This is a genomic window from uncultured Azonexus sp., from assembly GCF_937982035.1.
Taxonomy (GTDB): domain Bacteria; phylum Pseudomonadota; class Gammaproteobacteria; order Burkholderiales; family Rhodocyclaceae; genus Azonexus.
In genome coordinates this window covers 1-20,962 of sequence record NZ_CALJNI010000004.1, presented here as the reverse complement: position 1 = coordinate 20,962, position 20,962 = coordinate 1, and the positions used below count along the sequence as shown (strand labels likewise).

18 protein-coding genes are annotated in these 20,962 nt (G+C 58.3%); 10 read left to right on the top strand and 8 right to left on the bottom strand.

All coding sequences use genetic code 11. The features are described 5' to 3' along the window. Positions 1 to 6: 6 nt before the first annotated feature. The 3 genes from Q0799_RS02700 to Q0799_RS02695 form a co-directional block, all read right to left on the bottom strand. Positions 7 to 2,805: a DEAD/DEAH box helicase family protein gene (locus tag Q0799_RS02700; RefSeq protein ID WP_298393903.1), complete on the bottom strand. Its 2,799-nt coding sequence runs from the start codon at positions 2,803 to 2,805 to the stop codon at positions 7 to 9. Positions 2,806 to 3,147: 342 nt separating this feature from the next. Beyond that, positions 3,148 to 3,405: an ATP-binding protein gene (locus Q0799_RS15175; RefSeq protein WP_366940763.1), complete on the bottom strand. Its 258-nt coding sequence runs from the start codon at positions 3,403 to 3,405 to the stop codon at positions 3,148 to 3,150. 451 nt (positions 3,406 to 3,856) lie between these two features. After that, positions 3,857 to 4,330: a helix-turn-helix domain-containing protein gene (locus Q0799_RS02695; RefSeq protein WP_298393901.1), complete on the bottom strand. Its 474-nt coding sequence runs from the start codon at positions 4,328 to 4,330 to the stop codon at positions 3,857 to 3,859. Between Q0799_RS02695 and Q0799_RS02690 the strand changes: the two genes are divergently transcribed. Further along, positions 4,313 to 5,143 carry a hypothetical protein gene (locus Q0799_RS02690; RefSeq protein ID WP_298393899.1) on the top strand — a complete coding sequence of 277 codons (831 nt, stop codon included), beginning with the start codon at positions 4,313 to 4,315 and terminating at the stop codon, positions 5,141 to 5,143. The genes Q0799_RS02695 and Q0799_RS02690 overlap by 18 nt on opposite strands. On the opposite strand, the gene Q0799_RS15170 is transcribed toward Q0799_RS02690, so the two are convergent. Further along, complete coding sequence (locus Q0799_RS15170) at positions 5,140 to 5,730, bottom strand: 7-cyano-7-deazaguanine synthase (RefSeq protein ID WP_366940762.1); 591 nt, start codon at positions 5,728 to 5,730, stop codon at positions 5,140 to 5,142. The genes Q0799_RS02690 and Q0799_RS15170 overlap by 4 nt on opposite strands. Continuing rightward, positions 5,723 to 6,964 (bottom strand): PfkB family carbohydrate kinase, encoded by a 1,242-nt coding sequence (locus Q0799_RS02685; RefSeq protein ID WP_298393897.1) that lies wholly within the window; start codon positions 6,962 to 6,964, stop codon positions 5,723 to 5,725. Before Q0799_RS02685 ends, Q0799_RS15170 begins: the two co-directional genes overlap by 8 nt. A gap of 529 nt (positions 6,965 to 7,493) precedes the next feature. On the opposite strand from Q0799_RS02685, the gene Q0799_RS02680 reads away from it, so the two are divergent. The 7 genes from Q0799_RS02680 to Q0799_RS02650 all read left to right on the top strand — a co-directional run bounded on the left by Q0799_RS02680 (position 7,494) and on the right by Q0799_RS02650 (position 16,448). Further along, on the top strand, positions 7,494 to 7,949 hold the full coding sequence (locus Q0799_RS02680) for a helix-turn-helix transcriptional regulator (RefSeq protein ID WP_298393896.1): 456 nt from the start codon (positions 7,494 to 7,496) through the stop codon (positions 7,947 to 7,949). Between the two features lie 231 nt (positions 7,950 to 8,180). After that, positions 8,181 to 8,816 carry a TnsA endonuclease N-terminal domain-containing protein gene (locus tag Q0799_RS02675; protein WP_298393894.1) on the top strand — a complete coding sequence of 212 codons (636 nt, stop codon included), beginning with the start codon at positions 8,181 to 8,183 and terminating at the stop codon, positions 8,814 to 8,816. Then, positions 8,797 to 10,749, top strand: a complete 1,953-nt coding sequence (locus tag Q0799_RS02670; protein ID WP_298393892.1) for a DDE-type integrase/transposase/recombinase — start codon at positions 8,797 to 8,799, stop codon at positions 10,747 to 10,749. Before Q0799_RS02675 ends, Q0799_RS02670 begins: the two co-directional genes overlap by 20 nt. Before the next feature lie 2 nt (positions 10,750 to 10,751). Continuing rightward, a complete protein-coding gene (locus tag Q0799_RS02665) occupies positions 10,752 to 11,792 on the top strand; it encodes a TniB family NTP-binding protein (RefSeq protein ID WP_298393890.1) in 1,041 nt (346 codons plus the stop codon). A 1-nt stretch (position 11,793) separates the two neighbouring features. Then, positions 11,794 to 13,707 (top strand): TniQ family protein, encoded by a 1,914-nt coding sequence (locus Q0799_RS02660; RefSeq protein WP_298393888.1) that lies wholly within the window; start codon positions 11,794 to 11,796, stop codon positions 13,705 to 13,707. A gap of 293 nt (positions 13,708 to 14,000) precedes the next feature. Then, a complete protein-coding gene (locus Q0799_RS02655; RefSeq protein ID WP_298393886.1) occupies positions 14,001 to 14,384 on the top strand; it encodes a hypothetical protein in 384 nt (127 codons plus the stop codon). A gap of 72 nt (positions 14,385 to 14,456) precedes the next feature. Continuing rightward, the gene (locus Q0799_RS02650) at positions 14,457 to 16,448 is read left to right on the top strand and encodes an LTA synthase family protein (protein ID WP_298393885.1); all 1,992 of its coding nucleotides are present in this window, start codon (positions 14,457 to 14,459) and stop codon (positions 16,446 to 16,448) included. Positions 16,449 to 16,476: 28 nt separating this feature from the next. On the opposite strand, the gene Q0799_RS02645 is transcribed toward Q0799_RS02650, so the two are convergent. Then, a complete protein-coding gene (locus Q0799_RS02645) occupies positions 16,477 to 17,472 on the bottom strand; it encodes an asparaginase (protein WP_298393883.1) in 996 nt (331 codons plus the stop codon). 101 nt (positions 17,473 to 17,573) lie between these two features. Here Q0799_RS02645 and Q0799_RS02640 point away from each other — a divergent pair, with 101 nt between their 5' ends. Both Q0799_RS02640 and dtd read left to right on the top strand, forming a co-directional pair. Continuing rightward, positions 17,574 to 18,020 carry an HIT family protein gene (locus tag Q0799_RS02640; protein WP_298393880.1) on the top strand — a complete coding sequence of 149 codons (447 nt, stop codon included), beginning with the start codon at positions 17,574 to 17,576 and terminating at the stop codon, positions 18,018 to 18,020. 4 nt (positions 18,021 to 18,024) lie between these two features. Next, complete coding sequence (dtd, locus tag Q0799_RS02635; RefSeq protein WP_298393878.1) at positions 18,025 to 18,477, top strand: D-aminoacyl-tRNA deacylase; 453 nt, start codon at positions 18,025 to 18,027, stop codon at positions 18,475 to 18,477. 4 nt (positions 18,478 to 18,481) lie between these two features. Here dtd and Q0799_RS02630 read toward each other — a convergent pair whose 3' ends face one another. Together Q0799_RS02630 and Q0799_RS02625 are read right to left on the bottom strand one after the other, a co-directional pair. Beyond that, positions 18,482 to 19,618: a two-component system response regulator gene (locus tag Q0799_RS02630; protein ID WP_298393876.1), complete on the bottom strand. Its 1,137-nt coding sequence runs from the start codon at positions 19,616 to 19,618 to the stop codon at positions 18,482 to 18,484. After that, positions 19,615 to 20,721: a response regulator gene (locus tag Q0799_RS02625; protein WP_298393874.1), complete on the bottom strand. Its 1,107-nt coding sequence runs from the start codon at positions 20,719 to 20,721 to the stop codon at positions 19,615 to 19,617. Before Q0799_RS02625 ends, Q0799_RS02630 begins: the two co-directional genes overlap by 4 nt. Positions 20,722 to 20,962: the final 241 nt, after the last annotated feature.

The following is a 20,962-nucleotide window of genomic DNA, read 5'->3' as shown; positions in this document are numbered from 1 at the left end:
TCGTTGTTAAGCGGCCAGGCGCTCGGTGAGCTGCAAAATTTCGCGGATTTCGGCTGGACTGAATACACCGCGAATACCTTGCGGATGAAGGACAGTAAATGGTGCGCTGATCAGATCTTTCTTCTCAACTTTTTCGCGCTCGATAAGGAAGTCTTTGAGCAGCTTGAGGAACTCCATCTGACGGCTGCTCAGGGTAGTGTGGGCGCGGATGAATTGATTGAAGGCAGCACTGACCTCGTCCGGGAAGCTTTTTAGAGGCTCGATACCGAGGATGTGGCGGATGAACTGGATAAAACGTGCCTTGCGGTTTTTATAAACCTGGCGCAACAGGTCTTCGGTGATGTGCGGGTGTTCTTCGTGCAGTAGCTCGGCCAGTTGCTCAGCCTCGTCGGCGCTCACTGTTTCACCGTTCTTGATTTTCTGTAACACTGGGTTGTGCTCGGTTAGCTCGGCAATCAGGGTTTCGACCATTTCCCTGTAACGGGCGATGTTGACCGCTTCGTGTTGTGGGCCGAATTCCACCCATTCCTTCTTGTGCAGTTCATCAATCAGGTCGAGGTGGGTCTGACCTTCGCTCGTAGGCTGCTCGCGGAATCTCATCAAGGGGCCAAGTTTGCTGACCAGCTCGTCAAAGGCGTCTTCATCGGCCTTGGCCCAGTAATGGCTGGTTTGCGCGGCACGAATCAGGGCCTCTTGTGGTTTTATGAAGCCGACCGAGAGCGGTAGTTCACTGATTTGTTCGACGATGCCATCTTTGATGGTTGCGGCTTGTTCCTTCTCTTCGTTGAGCAAGGCCAGCGAGTATTCAAGCAGGTCGCGCTCGAAACGCATGGCCTTGAAGTCGGCCTCAGAAACAGTGCGGAACAGCGGTTTGATCTCTGTGCGCAGGAATTCGAGCTTCTGGTGGGTGAGGCTGATCCAGAAGTTTTCTTCTTCGAGTCGTGACAGCGCAGCGGCGGCCTCCTTGATGATGACTGAGGTTTTGGGCAAGGCAGCAATCTGCAGGCGCAGTTTGGCGATTTCACGTTCGGCGATGTCGGCTAGGCCGCTGTCGACGGCCTTCTCGATTTTGTCGATGCGCAGGCCAACCAACCGGACCGGCAAGGGTAACTGCGGTTTGAGTTCCTTGCCTTTGGGATTGAGTTTGAAATATTCGAAGTTGTCCCAGCAATCGAGGATCAGGAAAACATCCTTCTCGGAGCACCAGGGTTTGGGTTTGTTGCTTTCCAGCAAGCGCGTGCCGCGCCCGACCATCTGCCAGAACTTGGTGTAGGAATAGACCGGCTTCGCGAAGACGAGATTGACGATCTCGCGCACGTCGATGCCGGTATCGAGCATGTCCACGCTGATCGCAATACGTGGCATGTCGTTGTTGGTGAATTGGTCGAGCAGACCGCCTTTGCCGTAGACGCGTGGATCGTCTGAGACCAGCACCTTGGCTAGTTCACCGTGGTATTGCGGGTAGAGCTTGTCGAAAATTTCTTCCATCCTCCGGGCATGCGCCTTGGTGGCGCAGAAGAAGATGGTTTTGCCCGGTAGCACGCCGTTGGCGTCCTTAATCGACTCTTCCATAAATTCGCGGACGATCAGGGTGTTAGTGCCCTTGTTGATCACCTGCTTTTCGAGCTGCGAGCCTTCAAAGTTGATTTCCTCGACTTCCTTGCCTTGCAGTATCAACTTTTTCTGGTCTTCCAGTGAAATGGTGCGCTTGCTGATGCCTTCCATCTGGAACTTGGTCTGGATTTTCATGACCTGGAAGTTGCAGAGGTAGGGAGGTTGGTTGTTGACGGCTTCTTCGAAGGTATATGCGAAGGTTGGCAGGCCATCTTCACAATGGAATAGCTGGAAGGTGTTGTGGTCGATGATATCGGTCGGTGTTGCCGTCAAACCCAGGGTGACGGTCTTGAAATAGTCGAGCACGTCGCCGTAGGTGTTGTAGATCGAGCGATGGCTTTCATCGACCACGATGAAATCGAAAAAGTGTGGCGAAAGGTGCTGCACCTCATCCCGGATGATATTGAGCATCGTTGGGTAGGTGGCGACATAGATACGTCTGTCCTTGGAGATCAGTTTTTCGCCCAGGTTCGGCCAGCGCGGCTCGTTGGGCATGTGCTCCTTGAAAGCGCCTAGCGCCTGTTCCCGCAGGGCAATGCGATCGACTAGGAACAATACCTTTTCAGCATGGCCGGCACGCATCAGCGCATCGATCAGGGCGATGCAGGTGCGGGTCTTGCCCGTGCCGGTAGCCATGACCAGCAGGAAATTACGTTTTTTTTGCTCGATGCCTTCGAGTACCGAGCGAATGGCGCGAATCTGGTAATCGCGCCCCGCAATCGAGGTGTTAATAAATTCTTGTGTCAGTGGCTTGCGATTGCGCCGGATATAGACAAAACGTTCCAAATCGTCGCGCGTAGGAAAGCCGACGACCTTGCGGGGTGGTGCATTTTCCAGATCCCAGAAATAGGTTTCCAGGCCATTGGAGTAGAAACAGAACGGCAATTCGCCACCGAGTTGCTTCTGAATGTTGTAGCAGTATTGCTTTGCTTGTTCCCGGCCGATGGCGGGATCACGGCTGGACTTCTTGGCTTCGACAACGGCAAGTGGCTTGCGATCTTTGCCTAGCAGAACGTAATCACTGAACTGATGACCTTCGTAGTGGGTGCGAGGTTCGGCCACACCTTCGGGAAGCGAGGTCAGAATGTCGTACTCTTCAACAACTTGTGTAGGGTCTTTCACGTCCCAGCCAGACTGGGCCAGTTGCTGGTCGATAAGCTCCGAGCGGGTTTGCGCCTCAGATTTGCTCATGGCTTAGCTTGCTGACTATGTCGCTCTGACGCATTGGGATACCCGTTCGCCTGCAAAATCGTTTGGAAAGGGATCATGTTAATCGAATGAACAGCAATATCGAAGGGGCTCCACATGCCGATCCAAATCGGCCGAAGTTTTGTGGGCTGCGTTGAACGTCTATACCACAACGAAAAGCCGCCAGACGAAGAGTGCGACTGGATGGCCGCTTTGGCCGATCTGCTGCCCGTTGCCCGACGAAGAGGGGGACAGAGCGAAGATGTCTTGGGCCAGCCATTCAATCCAAGACGAGTCGCGGGAACTGCAGGACCAATGAGACGCCATCGACCTCGTTACGCGCGTTTAGGTTGCATCCATGGCTAATGCATAAATGCGCGACGCAAATAGCCCGAGGCCGCTGTTGCCAGGTGCATCACTGTCGGTGACCCCAAGGTCAAAGATTCTCTCGATGTCAGTTTCTGGGATAGGCTGGCCGCACTTAAAGACGGCTAGCTCGATTAGGCTACCGGACTCGGTCAACCGAAGTTCTATGTTGCTGCCAGGAACCCGAAAGCGCTCAGCGTTCTCGAGTAGATTGTCCAGAATCTGTTCGAGCTGCATTGAGTCCATTTGTACAAGGACCTCATGCGCTGGTCCGACGTACTCTATGCCTTTATCCAAGGGTGACGGCCTAGTCCTGCATCCATGCGGATAGTTTCCATCAATGCTCAGCATTGGGACGTGTCTCTTGCCAGGTCGTTGATTTAGACATTGGGGTGAGGCTGCTTTGCGGCCGACACTGTGTCGCTGGCATTGACGTCCATGGGCCACAATCGCTGCACAGCGCTCTTCATGAAGTGCTGCGCACTGTCTGCTCTAGCCGAACTACGGGCTCATGCAGGCGGCAATAGGTAATACCTTGGTCATGATGGCATTCTCCCCACAAACCTACACCTACTCAGGTCACATAGCGAACGCTAAGGCAGCAATCACACAAAAAACATACTCTTACCCCATTATTCACGAATCATATGTGTTTCTGCCTCCGGGAGATGGAAACCGAATGGATGCGTTACGAAAACAAGCGGGACAACGCAACAAGCGCCTTCTCATAAGCATTACGCCGATCCCCAGCTTGGAGCCAGCCACCGTATATCTCTTGCAAGACTTCAGAAGGCAATTCAAGTTTGCGCGACAGCAACTGATCCGGGTCAATTTGCAACACGTTGCAGACTTTGCGCACGTTCGACGATACTGTTTTAATTTTTCCAGAAGCCATCAGTGATATCTGGCTTCTATTGACCCCTGCGAGCTTTCCTAGCGTCTCCATGGTATAGCCATTAGTATGGCGCGCACTTTCAATTGCGGCACCAAGCGCCAATGGCTCATCAGGAAGTTGCAATTTTCTACCCATGTTGCAAAATATAGCGCACGACTGCAATGTCGCCAATACGTGCTTAAAGCCTTCACAAAGGCGGTCAGCGATTTTTGTTTGTTGCAAATCAGAGCCACGCAGGTTTATTCGATCATGGGCCAAGTCGTTCATTACTGGTTAGAAGGTCAGGAATACCAACGAACGCTGCCCGACGCCGCTGAGTCGGTGCTGCCGGGTGTTCTGTGGGGAGAGCACTGGACCCTTTTCAGCCCTGCTTACTGGCTGTCCCAGTATTGGATGTATGGACTTGAGGATGCGGTACATTCGCCTTACAAAGCACGAGGATCACTTGCCGAGGAGATCACCTTTTGCCTTCTTGGCGGGTTCGGAATCACAGCTGAGCTAAGCACAGCTGCATTCGAGGCTTGCTGCAATGCAGGCTTGGTAGAAAGACTCGAGACTTCTGCAGAAATCTGGCAACGCCAATTGCAGGAACCACTGCAATTGAATGGCCGACTCCATCACTACCGATACCCAAATCAAAAAGCTCGTTACCTGGCTAAAGCAATGGCATTTCTACATGCCAACTCACTTGACCAATGCCGTGGAAAGTCATTACGTGACGAACTGCTTCGCATCGATGGAGTTGGCTATAAGACGGCAGGCTGGGTTGCACGCAATTTTCTCGATGCAGACGACGTGGCCATTTTGGACATCCATTTGATACGAGCTGGTCAGCTTTGTGATCTATTTTCCGTTCAAGAACGGGTCGAACGTGACTACGAGTCAATGGAGACGAAATTTGTCGAGTTTTGCAACGCCCTAAACGTCAGGCCAGCTGTTCTTGACTGCCTGATTTGGGATCAGATGCGAAGTTTCGGGAAAGTTGCATTAGAGGCACTTGACCGAAAATTTGGCGCCAAGCAGCTTCCCTCAAAGCAACGCTCCAAGACAACGCAATTGCAGTTACAACTTAGCGTTTAACGGTGCCACCCGAAACCTGCCATTACTTCTGAGTGCTTCCTGCAGCCACTACAATGGCCACAGGCCAGATTACTGCAGTGGCATGAATGGGCCCAGCCAAGGATTTCCGAAGGCGCCCCGGAAATCCTGACCAAATCAGCAGATGTCATTCCAATCGCCGGCGCAGTAAGTCTGACGGCACCCTCCTGCATCGAAAGCAGCTGGGAAGCTAATTCTACAAACGGCTGACTACCATCAACATGCAGATCAGTTGCAACTGCGCCGATCATCACCTCTGAACATTCATGGTTTAGCGCGTACATTGCACCCAATGTGATCAAGTATTGATTTCGAAATGGCCAAAATTCCGGATACTTTGAGTACGGGGACACTGCTTGGTCAGACATATCACCCATCCCAAGCGTCGGTATCGGTGCGCTGATGGTGTAGTGGCGTAACCCAAGCGCCTTACAAATTTCATTGGATGCCTGGATTTCGGCGCGTGCTGCACGCTGACCATAGTCAATAGTCAGGCATCTGGCTGGCTTCTTCCATGCGGCCAATGCTAGCGAATCTATACCCCCGGACAGCAGAAGTAACTTAGACATCACCCATTAATGCCCAGCAGGCTCTATATATCCCGGTCGTCAGGTCATTGGTAATAATGCAACCAGAACCAAGCAGCATCGTCAGATCATTGGCATCCACCGATTCTGCAACTGCCACGACTGGAATCTCTCTGGACCGCGCATAACCAACTTCATACAAAGTTCCGGCATCCAGTCCGTCGAGTAGGGCTAGCACCATCCCGGATTGCTCGAGACCAAAAAGATCTTGTGGTGCCACCTCGTTTGCGGGGCCAAAGCCAACATCGTGCACCGGTGAGAATACTTTAAACCCCATATCACGAAGGGCGTCCCTAACCTCATCTATCAACCATCTTTGCGAAGTCGTAAAGAAAGGTCCCGCAAGGTAGATTTGCGTCTCTGGTAGAGGGCGTGCAGAAGTTGAAGCCAATAGCCGACGAGCATTGTCAGCATCTGACCAGTAGCTAGGAAGGAATGATGTTTCAATTCGGTCAGATGACGTTTCGACGTAAGCTGCCACGATCCTTGACGCAAACCAGGCTGCTGCAACGGCATCACGCCCTTCAGCTAACCACGCATATGCGAATGCCGCCGAAAAGACATCCCCGGATCCAATTTTGTAGACTACCGTAGTTGGAAACGGGCGAATCCAGGTTTTCTCATGCTGTGTTTGAACAAGTGCGCCCTGAGGGCCACACTTTACGACGACGGCGGATACCTCTCTGCTACCGAGAAGCTTAAGGGCGATGGCCTCGGGGGCCTTTTGATCGGCGAGCCGTCGACCTTCCGAGTAGGACACCACAAGTGCTAATTCCTGTGCTGTCGAACCATTCGATGAAAAGTGCGCTGCACTTGCACCATCTTGAGGGTCGTAAACTACACGCTTGGCATATACCGGGGGCCGGCCTTCCAACATGCCAAAAACCAACACATTTTCTGCCTCAATTGGAACTGAATCCGCCAAGCCCCTTGGGCTGTTCGGATATATCAGTGGCTGTCCCAAGGGATATCGATATCGAAAGCAGATGTCGTCGAGGCCCTCTCTGGCATCCAGCCTATACCCAAATTTCTTCGCAATATCCTCAAAGCTTGGACGGAGAGTTGGCCCCAGATACGTTACAAAAGTAACCGGCAAACCAAGGCTCGACAGAACAGCGGCAGCACGCCCACCGCTTCCGCGAAACAAGTTCCGCTCAGGGAAAGCGCAGTGCTCGCGGTAAGCGCCGCCGACTACCGTAATTGGGATGGTATTCATGCTGAGCGAACGTCAACGATGCAGGTCCCACCACGTACTTCAACGACTTCTGCCTCGAAACTGAAGCCATCAAGGAGACAGTTGATTAATTGGGTGATCTTTGTGCCAGTCAGAGCCCCGACTAGCTGGCCTGAATATTCCACAACCACAGCGTTGGTTGGGAGTGTCCGATGCTTAACTTGGAGCATCGCTCCAGGCTGCAGAATTGCAATTACCGCCGGCTGAGGAGAGTTGATAACTGCTCGGAACGAAATGCTCCCACAAGGACTATTCGGAGGCGTTGGCGCCCATCCTCTCGATCCAGATCCAGACATACTCGCCCCTATCAGAAATTGGACTGCCAATATTATGCCTAAGGTCTAATTGTATCCTTAATCCATGTAAAAAAATTTGTCGAGATCCATCGAAATCCAACATGATGATCCTTCTTCGCTACTCAAAGGAATATCCGTGGCAGGAGAGATGGATAGCTGCTACTGTTGCATATAAATATAAATAAAATCAACAAGTTAAGTTGACTGTATTGTGCTTGAGTGATAGTTTCGAGAACCATGCCATCATTCCCGAAACAATGAATCCATTCGCCATTTTTTTACGCCAGGCCCGATTGAGTCGGGCTAAAGCTCAAAATGCTTTGGCTTTCGAACTCGGGTATGAACCAAGCTATTTGTCAGCCTTAGAACGTGGCGATAAAGGGCCTCCTAAGCCCGAGTTCATCAACAAACTGATTCATTGCCTTGAGCTTACCGAGGAAGAGCAAACCCTTCTGCGACAAGCGATCGAGGTTTCCGCGCGCCAGATCGCGATCCCGCGCAACGCCAGCAGTGAAGAGTTCAGATTGATGCATCAGCTATCCAAAAAAGTCGGGCAGCTTCACCCCTTGCAAGTACATCTCATCCAATGCGCACTCTCAATTCCACCCGGCGCACTTGAGAGCATTGATTTTTTTCCGATTCCGACTATTAGAGAGGAGTTGAAAATGTAAACGACAAAGGGCAAGCACAAAGGCTTGCCCCTGAACGTGCTGCAGATACCGCTCTCGACAAGCCAAGTATCTGCTTTCCTCTCTCAGGGCGTCAAGCCATATCCCATTGATTCACCAAACAACTGGTCAGTTTTGTACTGACCGGAGGACATTTTCGTCCTGCGCTCTGGTGATTTTTCGATATGTGTGGTGGGCGCAGGGGCTCCTGTTGCCCACTGAAAGGAGTAAGCAATGTTTTCACGAAATGTAATTACTCGCCGTGGGCGGGGATTTCGGGGGAAATTCCCCTCACGAAAACTTGGCCGTATGGTGGCCGGCGAGTCGATCACCGAGCTCGATGGAATTCTCTTGTTGGAGTTTTCTCCTGGGGTTGCCTCATACCGTGAGCAGCCTGCGTTAATACGCTACTGCGATGGCGAATCCGTGCGGGAGTATTACCCGGACTTCGAGGTGGTCTTGATCAGCGGGGAAGTCATCCATCTGGAAATCAAAACAGCCAAGGAATTGACCAAACCGATTGTCCAAGCCAAGTACCGGGCAATTGCTGCCGATTACACTCGCCGACAACACGGATTCCGAATCCTCACCGACGAAGAAATACGGCAAGGAACCCTATACGAAAACCTGTCGTTGCTAAGGTCATTTCTACACGTAAAACCTGCCGAGATGTCCAAGTTGGAATGGCTGGCGCGCTTTGGGCGAGATCTTGTCCAGTTTTCAGTCGTGGCTGATGTATTGGGCCACGCCGAGGTGCTGCGCTTGATCGCCTGGGGTTTGGCCCATGGAGATCTCCGGCTCCTCTTGGCGGCCGATGCGAAGGTTCAACTGATCGACCAAGGAGGTTGTGATGCGACGTATCTCCTTTAAGATCGGATTGATTTTCATCGCGGCGGCGATCCGTTACATGATTCGCCGGCGGCTGGTTACTGGAAAGCTCCAGCTTGAGTCCGATACTGGCGAACTGATTAACCTCACCGACGCCGAGTTGCTACAACGCTGGCAATCGGGTGAGTGGGTCATCGACGAATCTTCACTCGGTTCGTTGGCCAACGCGATCTATCTCGCCGTGCCGCGCGATCTGGGGACATATCCAGAATCCCAACAATCGGAGGCGATCCGTCGCCGGCACTATCTTCAGGCTGTAGATCCGGATAGCTCCCCATACAAACCTGACGTATGGCGTGAGCGCATCGCCGAGGTTGCGACAAAACTGGAGGATCGCTACCCGCCATGTCCATCCACGGTGCAATCTTGGTGGCGCCGCTACCGCCTCACCAAAAGTATCAGCTGTCTAATTCCACACAACAAGCCTTCGAGCGGACCAAAGGCCAAGCGGCGATATCAAGTATTTGAAGAGGTGATCGCGTCGGTCTACCTCTCCAATCAGCAATTGCCCAAGCTGGCGGTAGCGGAAGAGGTATTCCGGCGTATCGACGGGTTTAACCGCGGACTACCGGCCGAAGAGCAAATCAAGCGGCCTGCACGATCCACCATTTATCGATGGCTGGAAAGCCTCCAGCAGGATCTGGTCGATGCCTCCCGCGAAGGGGCCGAAGCTGCCCGTATCAAGTACCGGGCAGCCATCGGCAACGTGAAGGTGGCCTGTGTCCTCGAACGCATAGAAATCGACCATACACCACTGGATCTGATCGTGATCGACACGCTCACCAAGCTTCCTTTGGGGCGGCCCTGGCTCACCATGGCCATCGATGTGCATTCCCGGATGGTGGTTGGCTTCTACGTGAGTTTTAACGCGCCATCGGGACATGGTGTCCTGCAATGCCTGCGTCGGGCCATCCTGCCGAAGGAAGCATGGCTGGCTCGCTTCCCCGATATAAAGGGAACGTGGCCTGCCTACGGCATCCCGGATTTGATTGCCGTGGATAACGGTACTGATCTCCATTCAGGTGCACTGGAAGCCGCCTGTATGGAAATGGGGATTCAGATTCTCTTTTGCGGTGCCAAGACGCCTCAGCACAAAGGAGCCATTGAGCGGTTTTTCCGGACCATGAACATGGGCCTGATCCATCGATTGCCGGGGACCGTATTTTCAAACGTCGATCAGCGTGGGGACTACCCTTCCGAGGACAAGGCCGTCATCGACATGGCGACGTTGGTTCACTTGCTGACCAAATGGATCGTCGATGTCTATAACGTCAGCGTGCATCGCGGTATCGGCGCCCGGCCGATTGATCACTGGAGCGAGTCGGCGGCCCGCCGAATCATTGAGCTGCCGGTATATCCGCAGCAACTAGAGGTGATCACGGGCATCCCAGCGAAACGTACGCTGTTCCACTATGGAATTGAACTGGATGGCCTGCAATACAACTCGGATTTGCTGCAAGCCATTCGTCGACGTGCCGGCGAAAACCGCCCGGTGCAGCTCAAATACTACGAGAACACGGTCGAACACATTCACGTTTTTGACCCGTACGCCGAAGAGTACATCAACGTTCCGGCAAAACTGATGGAGTACGCCGAGAGCCTACCTCGGGACATCCACCGGCTGGTGCGGGAACATGCGCGTAAGCGCTACGGGGATCATTGTCTGTCGCCGCAGTTGCTCGAAGCCCGCGCTGAGATCGAAGCCTTGGTCAAGCAAGCCCTCAAAGATAAGCGAATGGGGTCGCGTAAGGCCGGTGCAGGCTACCTGATGCATGACAGCGAGTCGGTTCTGAGGGGCGAGGATCCTCTACAGGCTGCTATGCGTCCTCGGAAACTCACAAAGGAAAACCCTCCGTCGGAGTTGCCGGGCGGTCTCGACGACGACTTGCCCGATTTCGACGTTGGGGAGGCCTAAGCATGGATCCGCGATCAATCATGGCGCAGTTTGCGCCGTCGGTGGCTCAAATGCGTGACGAGTCGGTGATCGGGTTCAAATTGGTGGCCGACCCGATCCCGCATCGGCGCTACAAGGAGGCGATGTTCAGCATCGCCGAACTCCATCTCCGGCGCCGGAAGTATGGGGTTGGGGCAGGCTTGCTGATCAAGGCGGCTTCCGGGGCAGGCAAGAGTACCTTGGGCCGGGCTTACCACAGCAGTTTTCCGCGAGAGGCGCAGGCCGAGCGGACCTACATTCCGGTGTTGCTCGTCTCGGTGCCGTCGTCGCCCACGTCTCGCAGCCTGGCCGGTGCCATTCTGGAAGCGCTGGCTCTCCGGAAGGTCCACCGGGGCAGCGCGCCGGAGAAAACTGCCGTCATCTGCGAGTTGTTTACTAAATGCGGTGTGGAAATGGTCATCCTCGATGAGGCTCAGCACCTGTTCTACTCGCCGACTGTCAGCGCTTTTCGGGATTTGACCGATTGGCTTAAGAACTTCCTGGAGGAAACGAAGGTTTGCCTGGTGGCGTGTGGGCTGCCGGCTGCGGAAATGGTGGTCGATAGCAACGAGCAGTTGCGGCGGCGGTTTTCAGAGCGGCTGCATCTGACGCCGTTTTCCATGGATGACGAAGATGATTTTCGGGAATTCCGCGGCATCTTGAGAGTGTTTGAGGGCCGGTTACCCTTGCCGGTCGAAACGCCCCTCTACGAAGCGAACCTCGCGCGGCGCCTCCATGTCGCCAGCTACGGTCTGCTCGACTATGTCGTCAAAACCCTGGAAGGGGCAGTTTTCGTCGCCGCCTCGGCTGGAAGGGAAAGCCTCGTTCTGGATACGCTCGCGGCCGGCTTCCGGCAGCGGGTGTGGCGCGATGTGCCGGATCGCCTGAATCCGTTTCATCCGGAGTCCCCCCTTCGGCCGCTGGATCGAGCGGGGGAGGTGTTTTTCCTGCACAACCGTCAGGATCCGGTTGGCTCCCCTGTGGCCCGCAAGCTGGGCATGAACCTGTCGCGGGGAGGAAAATGACATGGCCGACTACGCTTCCCTCCTTGCACCAATTTCGGAACCAGACCTGCTGGTACGGCCTCCTCCAGAACGGTCCGAAGGCCCCCTCGGTTACTTGCTGCGTCTTGCGGAAGCCAATTGCATGACGCTGCATGAGCTATCCGGACTTGGAGTCCGCTACGACTTGGGCTGCCTGACGCGGCAGCGCCTACTACCCGACGTAGCGCTGGATCCTGATCTCCACGCCCATGTCGCTCGCTTGGATTTCTTGCTCGAAACCAGTGGCCGAATATGGAATCAGCGTTATGCCCGTTTCTGTCCGCAGTGCCTAGCCGAGGACTCGACCTGGCGAGCGAGTTGGGAGCTGTATTTTCACGATGCCTGCCCGCGCCATGGGGTCTGGCTTGTGGATATATGCAGTTCCTGCGGTGAATCGGTACGCTGGAGCCGGGAATCCTTGTTGCGTTGTCAGTGTGGCTCCGACTTGCGCGAAGAGTTGCCCGGCTATGCCCCAGACAATGTACGGCGACTGTCGGCGGTCCTCGAAGACAAACTGCTATGTCGCCCTGAAGCCAACGCTTTGCCGCCTTTCGTGGGCTTGAATGTCGATCAGGTTCAACGCCTGATCCGATACTTGGGCGGCTATATGGATCCGGGTTCGAACCCTAAACCGTTGAAGCTGCGCAACGCTGGCCGGCTGGAAGTCTCTTGGCCGATATCGTCGTTGGCGGCTGAAATAGTCTTTGATTGGCCAATTGCACTCCATCGCACTTTGGACTGCCTACAGGCGGCATCGGTCGACGGAAAAGCTGGGCTCAAAGGGGTATTCAAACAGGCCTACAGTTACCTGTACAAAGGCTTCAGCGAGAGTGCCTTTGCTCCAATTCGAGAGACGTTTGAGACGTGGTTGGCTGCCCACTGGAAAGGTGGAGTCGCTCGGCGCAATCGACGCTTGAGTGCCGAGTTGCTGGAAAAGGTCCAATGGATTCCAGGTAATGTGGCAGCCGAGACCTTGGGCATTTCGATGGCTCGGCTTCGATTCCTCATTCATGAGGGGACGCTTGAAGGCCAAGAATCCTTCAGTACCTCCGGTCGGCGCTTCACCATCGTTCGGCGTGACCCGTTGGATCAGATACGCGCCCAACTTGCAGGTGAACTGACGATGTCGGAAGCTATGGAGCTCCTGGGCATCGGCAAGGTGCGGATGCAGAGGATTTTGCGCCTACTTTTCCCGTCGGCTCGGAGGATCAACGATCTGCCGTATCTACCGTGGTGTGTACCGCGACGAGAGGTGGATGCACTGTTGCTCTTGGGCAGCCATGTTCCGGTCGTCTGTATTCCAGAGGAGCACCAGGTTTCGTTGGGGCACCTTCTAAAATACTGGAACTGGACCGGCGACGAGATCGTGGCGCTGATCGAGGCCACCAAGGCTGGCACCATCGCGTTGCAGGCCATGCTCGACAACGCGCGGGGTATCGGCCGCTGGATCTTCGATGTGGCGCAGTTGCGTGCGCTGCAAAAAGGCATGAATAGCGGTCGCTCGAACTGGGTAAGCATCCCCGAGATGGCAAAAATCCTCGGGGTGAAGCAGCAGGTAGCCTATTGGCTGACCCAGCATGGTTTTGTCCGGGCTGAGCGATTGGGGACCCTCAAAGGTATCGGCTCTCGAGTACGTCGGGAGGAACTGGAGCGCTTCCGGCAGTCTCATGTTTTCGGACGGGATGTCGCGGCGATCATCGGCACGTCATCGCCGAAGGCGATGCGGATGCTAGCGGAGCAAGGAATTTATCCGCTGCGCGCGCATGGTTGCCAGGCGAGCCGCCAACTCATTTATGCGCACAGCGAAGAACTCCAGCACTTTCTTGCTCAGGTAACGGGGTCGTCGCCGGTCTCATTTAAGCTGGTCAGCTGCCTCGGACTCAGTGACGCTTCGTAGGATTGTCGCGTCAGATGGGATAAAGGTAGTGGCTGTTCCCATTTGTGTTCAGTAAGGTGCTGTTTTTATAGGGTAGTATTTGACCGGTTCGATGGGATCCTACACGGGATTTTATGGCGATGTCTTTATCGCTGTTCGTCACGTAGAACAAGAAGGCCGCTCGAAAGAGCGGCCTTCTTGATTTCAGGGGCCATGTATCTGGTTTTTCCGGAAGGATGCGCGCGACTTTCCCACTATCCTGCACGGAAAAAAACCGATCCACTTTCCCGTCGTCTAGAAAAGGAAACCCCAACATGAGAATGATCATCTGGTCCCTGTTTGCCCTGGTTATGCTTCTCTGGACAGGCACGGCGCTGGTTGCGGTGCATTTTGTCGATTGGACGGTCCAGACTTTCGGCAACACCTTGCCGACCGCCCAGGAACTTGGCGCAGTCGCCGAAGCCATTCCCTTGCCGGCCTGGTTGGCGGTCTGGGTTGATCCTGCCTGGGCGCAGATTTTCCAGGCCGGGTTCGGCAATTTCATCGAGGTTGTTTCGCAGAGCGCGCCTTTCCTGGCTTCCGCGATCAATTGGCTCAGCCCGTTGATCTGGGTCATCTGGGGCCTGGGTGCGCTGGTGCTGCTGATCGTCGCTTCGCTGGGCCACTGGCTGCTTGGGACGCTGAAAAAACCCGCCTGACGAGGTATTTGCCAGGCAACAGTCGCCAGGCTGGTGGGACCGTTAATCTCCGGTTAACCCGGAAGCTGAAGAATGGCGCCCGTTCGCGGGATTTTCCCGCATCTGCGCCATTTCTTCATGCCCGACGACAATCAGAAAACAGCCTCGCCCAAGCTTTCACCCTGGCTTCAATACGCTCAGACCCGTTTCCTGCTCTGGCTGCTCGGCAGCTGGCTGGTGGTGTTTGCCGCGACACGGTTGGTGCTGCTGGCTGCCAGCTTTGCCCAGGCCGAGGCGACGCCGGCTGCGATCCTCGGCATCTTCGCCGGCGGCCTGGTCTATGACCTGGCCTTCCTCGCCTATGCCGGGTTGGCCCTGGCCGCGGTCGTCTTCCTGCTGCCGCAATCGTGCTGGGGCAGCGGCCCGGCGCGCCGGGTGCCGCAACTGCTGCTGTTCGCCGCCTGTTTCGCGATGTTGTTTGTCGCGCTGTCGGAATGGATTTTCTGGGACGAATTCGGCGTCCGCTTCAATTTCATCGCCGTCGATTACCTGGTCTATTCGAAGGAAGTCGTCGACAACATCCTCCAGTCCTATCCGGTCTGGCCGTTGCTTGGCGCCATCGGCGCGCTGGCGTTGCTGGTCGTGTACCGGTTGCGGCGGGTGTTGTCGGTACCGGCGCCGGCGCTCGGCTGGCGTCGGCGCGGGCTGCTGCTGGCGGTTGGCGGTGTGGTTGCGGCGCTGGTCGCGGCAACGGTCGGCCAGGACTTTCCGCGGCCCCGCGAGGGCAATACCTACCAGCGTGAGTTGGCAGCCAACGGGCCGTACCAGTTCTTCGCCGCCTTTCGTAACAACGAGATCAAGTACGGCGAGTTCTACGCGACGTTGCCCGCCGCCGATGTCGCCAGCCTGCTGCACGGCGAGGTCGCCGAACCGGTCGCCGCTTTCGTCGGCAGTGAGGCGCAGGACATCCGCCGGCGCATCGACAATCCGGGCGAACCGCGCCGGCTCAATGTCGTTCTGGTCACCATCGAAAGCCTGAGCGCCAAGTACCTCGGCGCCTTCGGCGACCCGCGCGGCTTGACGCCGAACCTCGATCGGCTGAGCCGCGACAGCCTGTTCTTCACCAATTTCTACGCCACCGGCACGCGCACCGACCGCGGCCTGGAAGCGATCACCTTGTCGCTGCCGCCGACGCCGGGCCGCTCGGTGGTCAAGCGGGTCGGCCGCGAATCGGGCTATGCCAGCCTCGGCCGCCAGTTCCGGGCGCAGGGCTACGACCCGGCCTTCCTCTACGGCGGGCGCGGTTACTTCGACAACATGAACGCCTTCTTCAGCGGCAACGGCTACCGCATCGTCGACCAGGCCGCGTTGCCCAAGGCCGAGATGGAATTCGAGAATGCCTGGGGGATGTCCGACGAGGATCTCTACCGCCAGGCGGTCAAGCTGGCCGATGCCGAGCATGCCGCCGGCAAGCCGTTCTTCCTGCAGCTGATGACGACCTCGAACCACCGCCCCTACACCTATCCGGAAGGACGGATCGACATTCCGTCGGGCGAGGGCCGTGCCGGCGCGGTCAAGTACACCGACTACGCCATCGGCCGCTTCCTCGAGGCGGCCCGGCAGAAGCCGTGGTTCGACCAGACAGTTTTCGTCTTCGTCGCCGACCACAACGCCGGCAGCGCCGGCCAGCAGGACCTGCCGGTCGAAAACTACCGGATTCCCTTGTTCATCCATGCGCCGGCCTTGATCGAGCCCCGCCGCATCGACCGCCTGGCCAGCCAGATCGACATCGCGCCGACGCTGCTTGGCCTGCTCGGCTTTGACTACACTTCGACCTTCTACGGCCGCGACATGCTGCGTGACGGCGACTGGCAGGGGCGGGCGCTGATCGGCAACTACCAGCATCTCGGCTTGTACGACGGCGAGCGCCTGGCCATCCTCAGCCCGCGCCGGCAGATGCGCAGCGTCGGCGAGGATGAACGTGAAGTTGCTGGCGACGATCCGCTGGTGCGCCGGGCGATTGCCTACTACCAGGGGGCCGACCACGCATTCAGGCAGCGCCTGATTGCCTGGCGGGGCGATTGAGGCCAGACCTCAGGTTCCACGTGAAACCTCAGCTTTTCTCGCCGCACCAGCGCTGACTTAGCCCCTGGCGCACCTTGGCGGCGTCGTTTTCGCTGGCGAGCAGGCAATGCAGCTTGGCGAAAGCGGCTTCCAGCGTCATGTCGCCGACGGCAACGACGCCGATGCGGGCGAGGGCGGAGCCGGTGGCGTAGGTTTCCTGGCTGACGCCGCCGACCAGGCATTGGGTGGTGTTGACCAGGACGATGCCGCGGGCGGCGGCGCGTTCGAGCGCGGCCATCAGCTCGCGGTCGCCTTGCGGCGCGTTGCCGACGCCGTAGGTTTGCAGGATCAGGCCGCGGACGCGGGGATTGGCGGTGACGGCATCGACCGTGCCGGCAGCGATGCCGGGGTGGAGCGTGAGGACGGCGACGGCCTGGTCGTCGAATTCAGGCACGACGAAGCACTTTTCGCCGGGGCTGAGGATGCGGTCGCGGTGGGCGGGGCCGTTGGCTTCGGCCAGCGGGGGATAGTTGGGCGAGTCGAAGGCGGCGAATTCGGTGGCGGCGAGCTTGCGGCTGCGATTGCCGCGCAGCAGTCGGCCGCCGAAGTGGATGGCGACCTCGGGCACCGGGTCGACGGCGGCAAAGTGCAGCGCGCCGTCGACGTTGGCCAGGGCATCGCTGCCGGCCTCGCCCAGCGGAATCTGGGCGCCGGTCAGGATCACCGGCTTGTCGGTGCCGCGCAGCATGAAGGACAGCGCCGAGGCGCTCCAGGCCATGGTGTCGGTGCCGTGCAGGATGACGAAGCCGGTGTAGTCGTCCCAGCGGTCGAGCAGGGCGCGGGCGATGGTCGGCCAGTGGCCGGGGCGCAGGTCGGCGCTGTCGATCGGCGGCAGTTCGACGATGTCGACGTCGGGCAGGCGCTTGCCGTCGCGGGCGGCGAGCGCGGTGCGCAGGCGGGCGGGGAAACCGGGCGTCGGCCGGTAGCCGTCGGCGGCGGCGACCATGCCGATGGTGCCGCCGGTGTGCAGGATGAGCGTCTTCATTTGCGGGGGTTGAATTCTCGACAGATGACGAAGGTAGTCCGAATGGGCGGCGGACGCCAGTGGCTCGCATACAATCGGACCTTTTGCTTCAGGAGACCGCCATGCCCATGTTCGTCGATACCTCCCCGCCGGGACAGTGCATTTTCTGCAAACTGGTGGCCGGCGAGATTCCCTCGTCGAAGGTGTACGAGGACGAGCAGACGATTGCCTTCCTCGATCTCGGCCAGTTGAACCCGGGGCACACGCTGGTCGCCGTCAAGCGCCACGCCGACAACCTGCTCGAACTGACGCCGGACGAGGCCGCCGCGGCGATGCGCACGGCGCACCGGGTGGCGCACGCGATCCGCAAGGCGTACAACCCGCCCGGGCTGACGCTGTTGCAGTGCAACGGCAAGGAAGGCGACCAGACGGTGTTCCATTTCCACATGCACGTGCTGCCGCGCTGGGGCGACGACGGCATCGGCCTGTCGTGGCCGCGCAAGGACCCGGCACGCGAGGTGCTGGAACAGTACGCGGCGAAGTTGCGCGCCGCCATCGCCGCGGAGTGAGGCGATGCGGGTCGTCGTTCAACGCGTGAAGTCGGCCGAAGTGGCCGTCGATGGCGCCGTCACCGGCCGCATCGGGCCGGGTCTGCTGGTGCTGGCCGGCTTCGAGGAGGGCGACGGTGCGGCCGACCTCGACTGGATGGCCGGCAAGCTGGTGCGCCTGCGCTTGTTTTCCGATGAAGAAGGGGTGATGAACCGCAGCGTTGCCGAGGCCGGCGGCGATATCCTGGCGGTGTCGCAATTCACGCTCTACGCGTCGGTGAAGAAGGGCAACCGGCCGTCGTGGGGCCGGGCTGCCCGCGGCGATGTGTCCGGGCCGCTGTTCGCCGCCTTTGTCGACAAACTGGCGGCGGCGCTGGGCAAGCCGGTGCCGACCGGGGTGTTCGGCGCCGACATGCAGGTTTCGCTGGTCAATGACGGGCCGGTGACGCTGAGCATCGACTCGCGCCAGCCGGAATAGCCGATCAGTTGCCTTCCTTCTGGCTGGTCAGGACACCCGGATAACCGGCCGGATCGTTCCGGTGGTCGTAGATCTCGCGGATCTGGAATTCGAGATCGGTGAGGGCGCCGTTTTCGTCGGCGTAGATTTCCCGGATACGCAGGATTTCCGGCAGCGTCTTGCGAAAGGCTTCCATCAACGCCGGATCGAAGTGCTTGCCGGTTTGCTCGTCCATCAGGCGCAGCGCGTCGTCGAGCGCGAATGCCGGCTTGTACGGACGGACCGAGACCAGGGCGTCGAAAACGTCGGCGATGGCGACGATGCGGCCTTCCAGCGGGATTTCCTCGCCCTTGAGCTGGCGCGGATAACCGCTGCCGTCCCATTTCTCGTGGTGGGAGAGGGCGATGATGCGGGCGGTTTCGAGCAGCTCGTTATCGTGCTTGCCGATGATTTCGGCACCCATGATCGGGTGCTGGTGCATGATCTTCCATTCCTCGGCATTGAGTTTGCCGGGTTTGAGCAGGATCGCGTCGGGAATGCCGATCTTGCCGATATCGTGCATCGGCGCCGTGTTGAAGATGATGCTGGCGGCTTCGTCGCCCAGGCCGTGGGCTTCGGCGATCAGGCGGGCGTAGTGGCTCATGCGCAGCACGTGGTTGCCGGTCTCGTTGTCCTTGAATTCGGCGGCGCGGCCCAGGCGGCGGATGATCTGCTGGCGGGTGGTCATCAGTTCGGCGGTGCGCTGGCGGACCATGCGTTCGAGTTCGCGCGACTGGTCGTAGAGCGCCAGGTGGGTGCGTACGCGGGCTTTGACGATGGGCGGGCTGATCGGCTTGGTGATGTAGTCGACGGCGCCCAGTTCGAGGCCGCGCTGCTCGTCCTCGGTGCTGCTCATGGCGGTGACGAAGATGATCGGGATGCGGCGGCGGTCGGGGTTGGCCTTGAGCCGGCGGCAGATTTCCAGGCCGGACAGGCCGGGCATCATGATGTCGAGCAGGATCAGGTCGGGCGGTTCGTCGGAATAGACGATCTTCAACGCCTTCTCGCCGGAGGTGGCGACGCGGATGCGGTAGTCGTGGGACAGCACGTCACTGAGGATGGTGATGTTTTCCGGACTGTCGTCGACGACCAGGATGCTTTGCTTGGGCAGCAGTGGAGTCATGTTTGTTGCGCTCGGGGCGGGAGTGTTGCGACAAGCGTGTCGAGGAGGGTGATGGCGGCTTCGAAATCATAGCTGCCGATGGCCCGTGTCAGGTCGTCGATGGCCTGCGGATCGAGACGGTTGCGCAGGGCGTCGGCCAGGTCGTCGAAGACCTGAACCGCGCTGGCGTCGTCGTCCCTGAGCAGTTCGCGCAGGCGGGCCAGTTCGGCGGGGTCGAGTTCGGCTCCGGCGGCGGGTTTCGGGATTGGCGTGCCGGTGTGCCGGGCAATGGTGGCGAGGACGCCGTCGAGGGCGACGCTCAGGGCCTGGCAGAGCTGCTCGATGCGTTCGCCATTGCCGGGCTGCTGCTTCAGTGTCTGTTCCAGTTCGCCGGCCAGGCGGCCGAGCTTGTCGGCGCCAATGTTGCCGGCCAGGCCGCGCATGGTATGGCTGAGCAAGATCATCTCGTCGACCGCAGCCCGCGCCCGGGCGGATTGCAGGCGGGCGATGAAATTGCCCTGATCCTCGACGAAGCGTCCCAACAGGCGGGTATGCAGCCCCTGATTACCGCCCAGGCGGGCGATGGCGGTGGCGCTGTCGATATGTTCGTCGTCGGTGAATGGGGTTGGATCGCCGGTTTCGGTCTCGGCGACCGGCGGCAACTGGCCCAGCCAGTGGTCCAGGGTGCTGCGCAGGTTGGCGATGTCGATCGGCTTGGCGATGTGGTCGTTCATGCCGCAGGCCAGGCAGCGCTCCCGGTCGGCGGCGAGGGCATTGGCGGTCATGGCGATGATCGGCAGTTCATTCCGGCCGAGCTCCTCGCGGATGCGCCGGGTGGCCTCGTAGCCGTCCATCACCGGCATCTGCATGTCCAGCAGAATCACATCGAATGGCTCGCCGTTGGCGGCAGCCGCCTCGGCCCGATCCACCGCCTCAACCTCGTCATGCTGCCCCGACTCGAAGCCGAGGGTGATCAGCGCGCGGCCGGCCTGCTTGACCAGGTCGGAATAGGTGCCCCAGCTGGTGGCCCGCCACACACCGCTCTCGCGGACGTAGTAGGCAGGCGCCGAAGGGCGAAGGTTGGCTTGTTCGAGCAGGCGGGAAGGAATCGAGTCCGTTGCCACGGGGGCCCCCTAGGATTCAATGGTTCGAGACGGATGATCCGACGTGGCGTCGACCTCTGGGGGTCCGCGCACGCGGCTCGCGACAATAGCAGACGTTTGCGGAATCGTGCAGATGCAGGCCTGTGCGGAACGGTGCCACGGAGCGAGTCCACTCCCGCCACCCTCCGCGACCCGCACTCCCTCCCTGGAAGAGGACACTCGCGGCGCAGAAGCGCCCGGCGGCGAGGTCGAGGCGATCGAG

Excerpts from the sequence above, each read along its gene's own strand:
- Q0799_RS02695 (WP_298393901.1), bottom strand. The coding sequence starts at position 4,330 with ATGAACGACTTGGCCCATGATCGAATAAACCTGCGTGGCTCTGATTTG.
- Q0799_RS02660 (WP_298393888.1), top strand. The coding sequence starts at position 11,794 with ATGGCCGACTACGCTTCCCTCCTTGCACCAATTTCGGAACCAGACCTG.
- dtd (WP_298393878.1), top strand. The coding sequence starts at position 18,025 with ATGCGGGTCGTCGTTCAACGCGTGAAGTCGGCCGAAGTGGCCGTCGAT.
- Q0799_RS15175 (WP_366940763.1), bottom strand. The coding sequence starts at position 3,405 with ATGCAGCTCGAACAGATTCTGGACAATCTACTCGAGAACGCTGAGCGC.
- Q0799_RS02650 (WP_298393885.1), top strand. The coding sequence starts at position 14,457 with ATGGCGCCCGTTCGCGGGATTTTCCCGCATCTGCGCCATTTCTTCATG.
- Q0799_RS02665 (WP_298393890.1), top strand. The coding sequence starts at position 10,752 with ATGGATCCGCGATCAATCATGGCGCAGTTTGCGCCGTCGGTGGCTCAA.
- Q0799_RS02630 (WP_298393876.1), bottom strand. The coding sequence starts at position 19,618 with ATGACTCCACTGCTGCCCAAGCAAAGCATCCTGGTCGTCGACGACAGT.
- Q0799_RS15170 (WP_366940762.1), bottom strand. The coding sequence starts at position 5,730 with ATGTCTAAGTTACTTCTGCTGTCCGGGGGTATAGATTCGCTAGCATTG.
- Q0799_RS02690 (WP_298393899.1), top strand. The coding sequence starts at position 4,313 with ATGGGCCAAGTCGTTCATTACTGGTTAGAAGGTCAGGAATACCAACGA.
- Q0799_RS02670 (WP_298393892.1), top strand. The coding sequence starts at position 8,797 with ATGCGACGTATCTCCTTTAAGATCGGATTGATTTTCATCGCGGCGGCG.
- Q0799_RS02685 (WP_298393897.1), bottom strand. The coding sequence starts at position 6,964 with ATGAATACCATCCCAATTACGGTAGTCGGCGGCGCTTACCGCGAGCAC.
- Q0799_RS02645 (WP_298393883.1), bottom strand. The coding sequence starts at position 17,472 with ATGAAGACGCTCATCCTGCACACCGGCGGCACCATCGGCATGGTCGCC.
- Q0799_RS02675 (WP_298393894.1), top strand. The coding sequence starts at position 8,181 with ATGTTTTCACGAAATGTAATTACTCGCCGTGGGCGGGGATTTCGGGGG.
- Q0799_RS02700 (WP_298393903.1), bottom strand. The coding sequence starts at position 2,805 with ATGAGCAAATCTGAGGCGCAAACCCGCTCGGAGCTTATCGACCAGCAA.
- Q0799_RS02655 (WP_298393886.1), top strand. The coding sequence starts at position 14,001 with ATGAGAATGATCATCTGGTCCCTGTTTGCCCTGGTTATGCTTCTCTGG.
- Q0799_RS02640 (WP_298393880.1), top strand. The coding sequence starts at position 17,574 with ATGCCCATGTTCGTCGATACCTCCCCGCCGGGACAGTGCATTTTCTGC.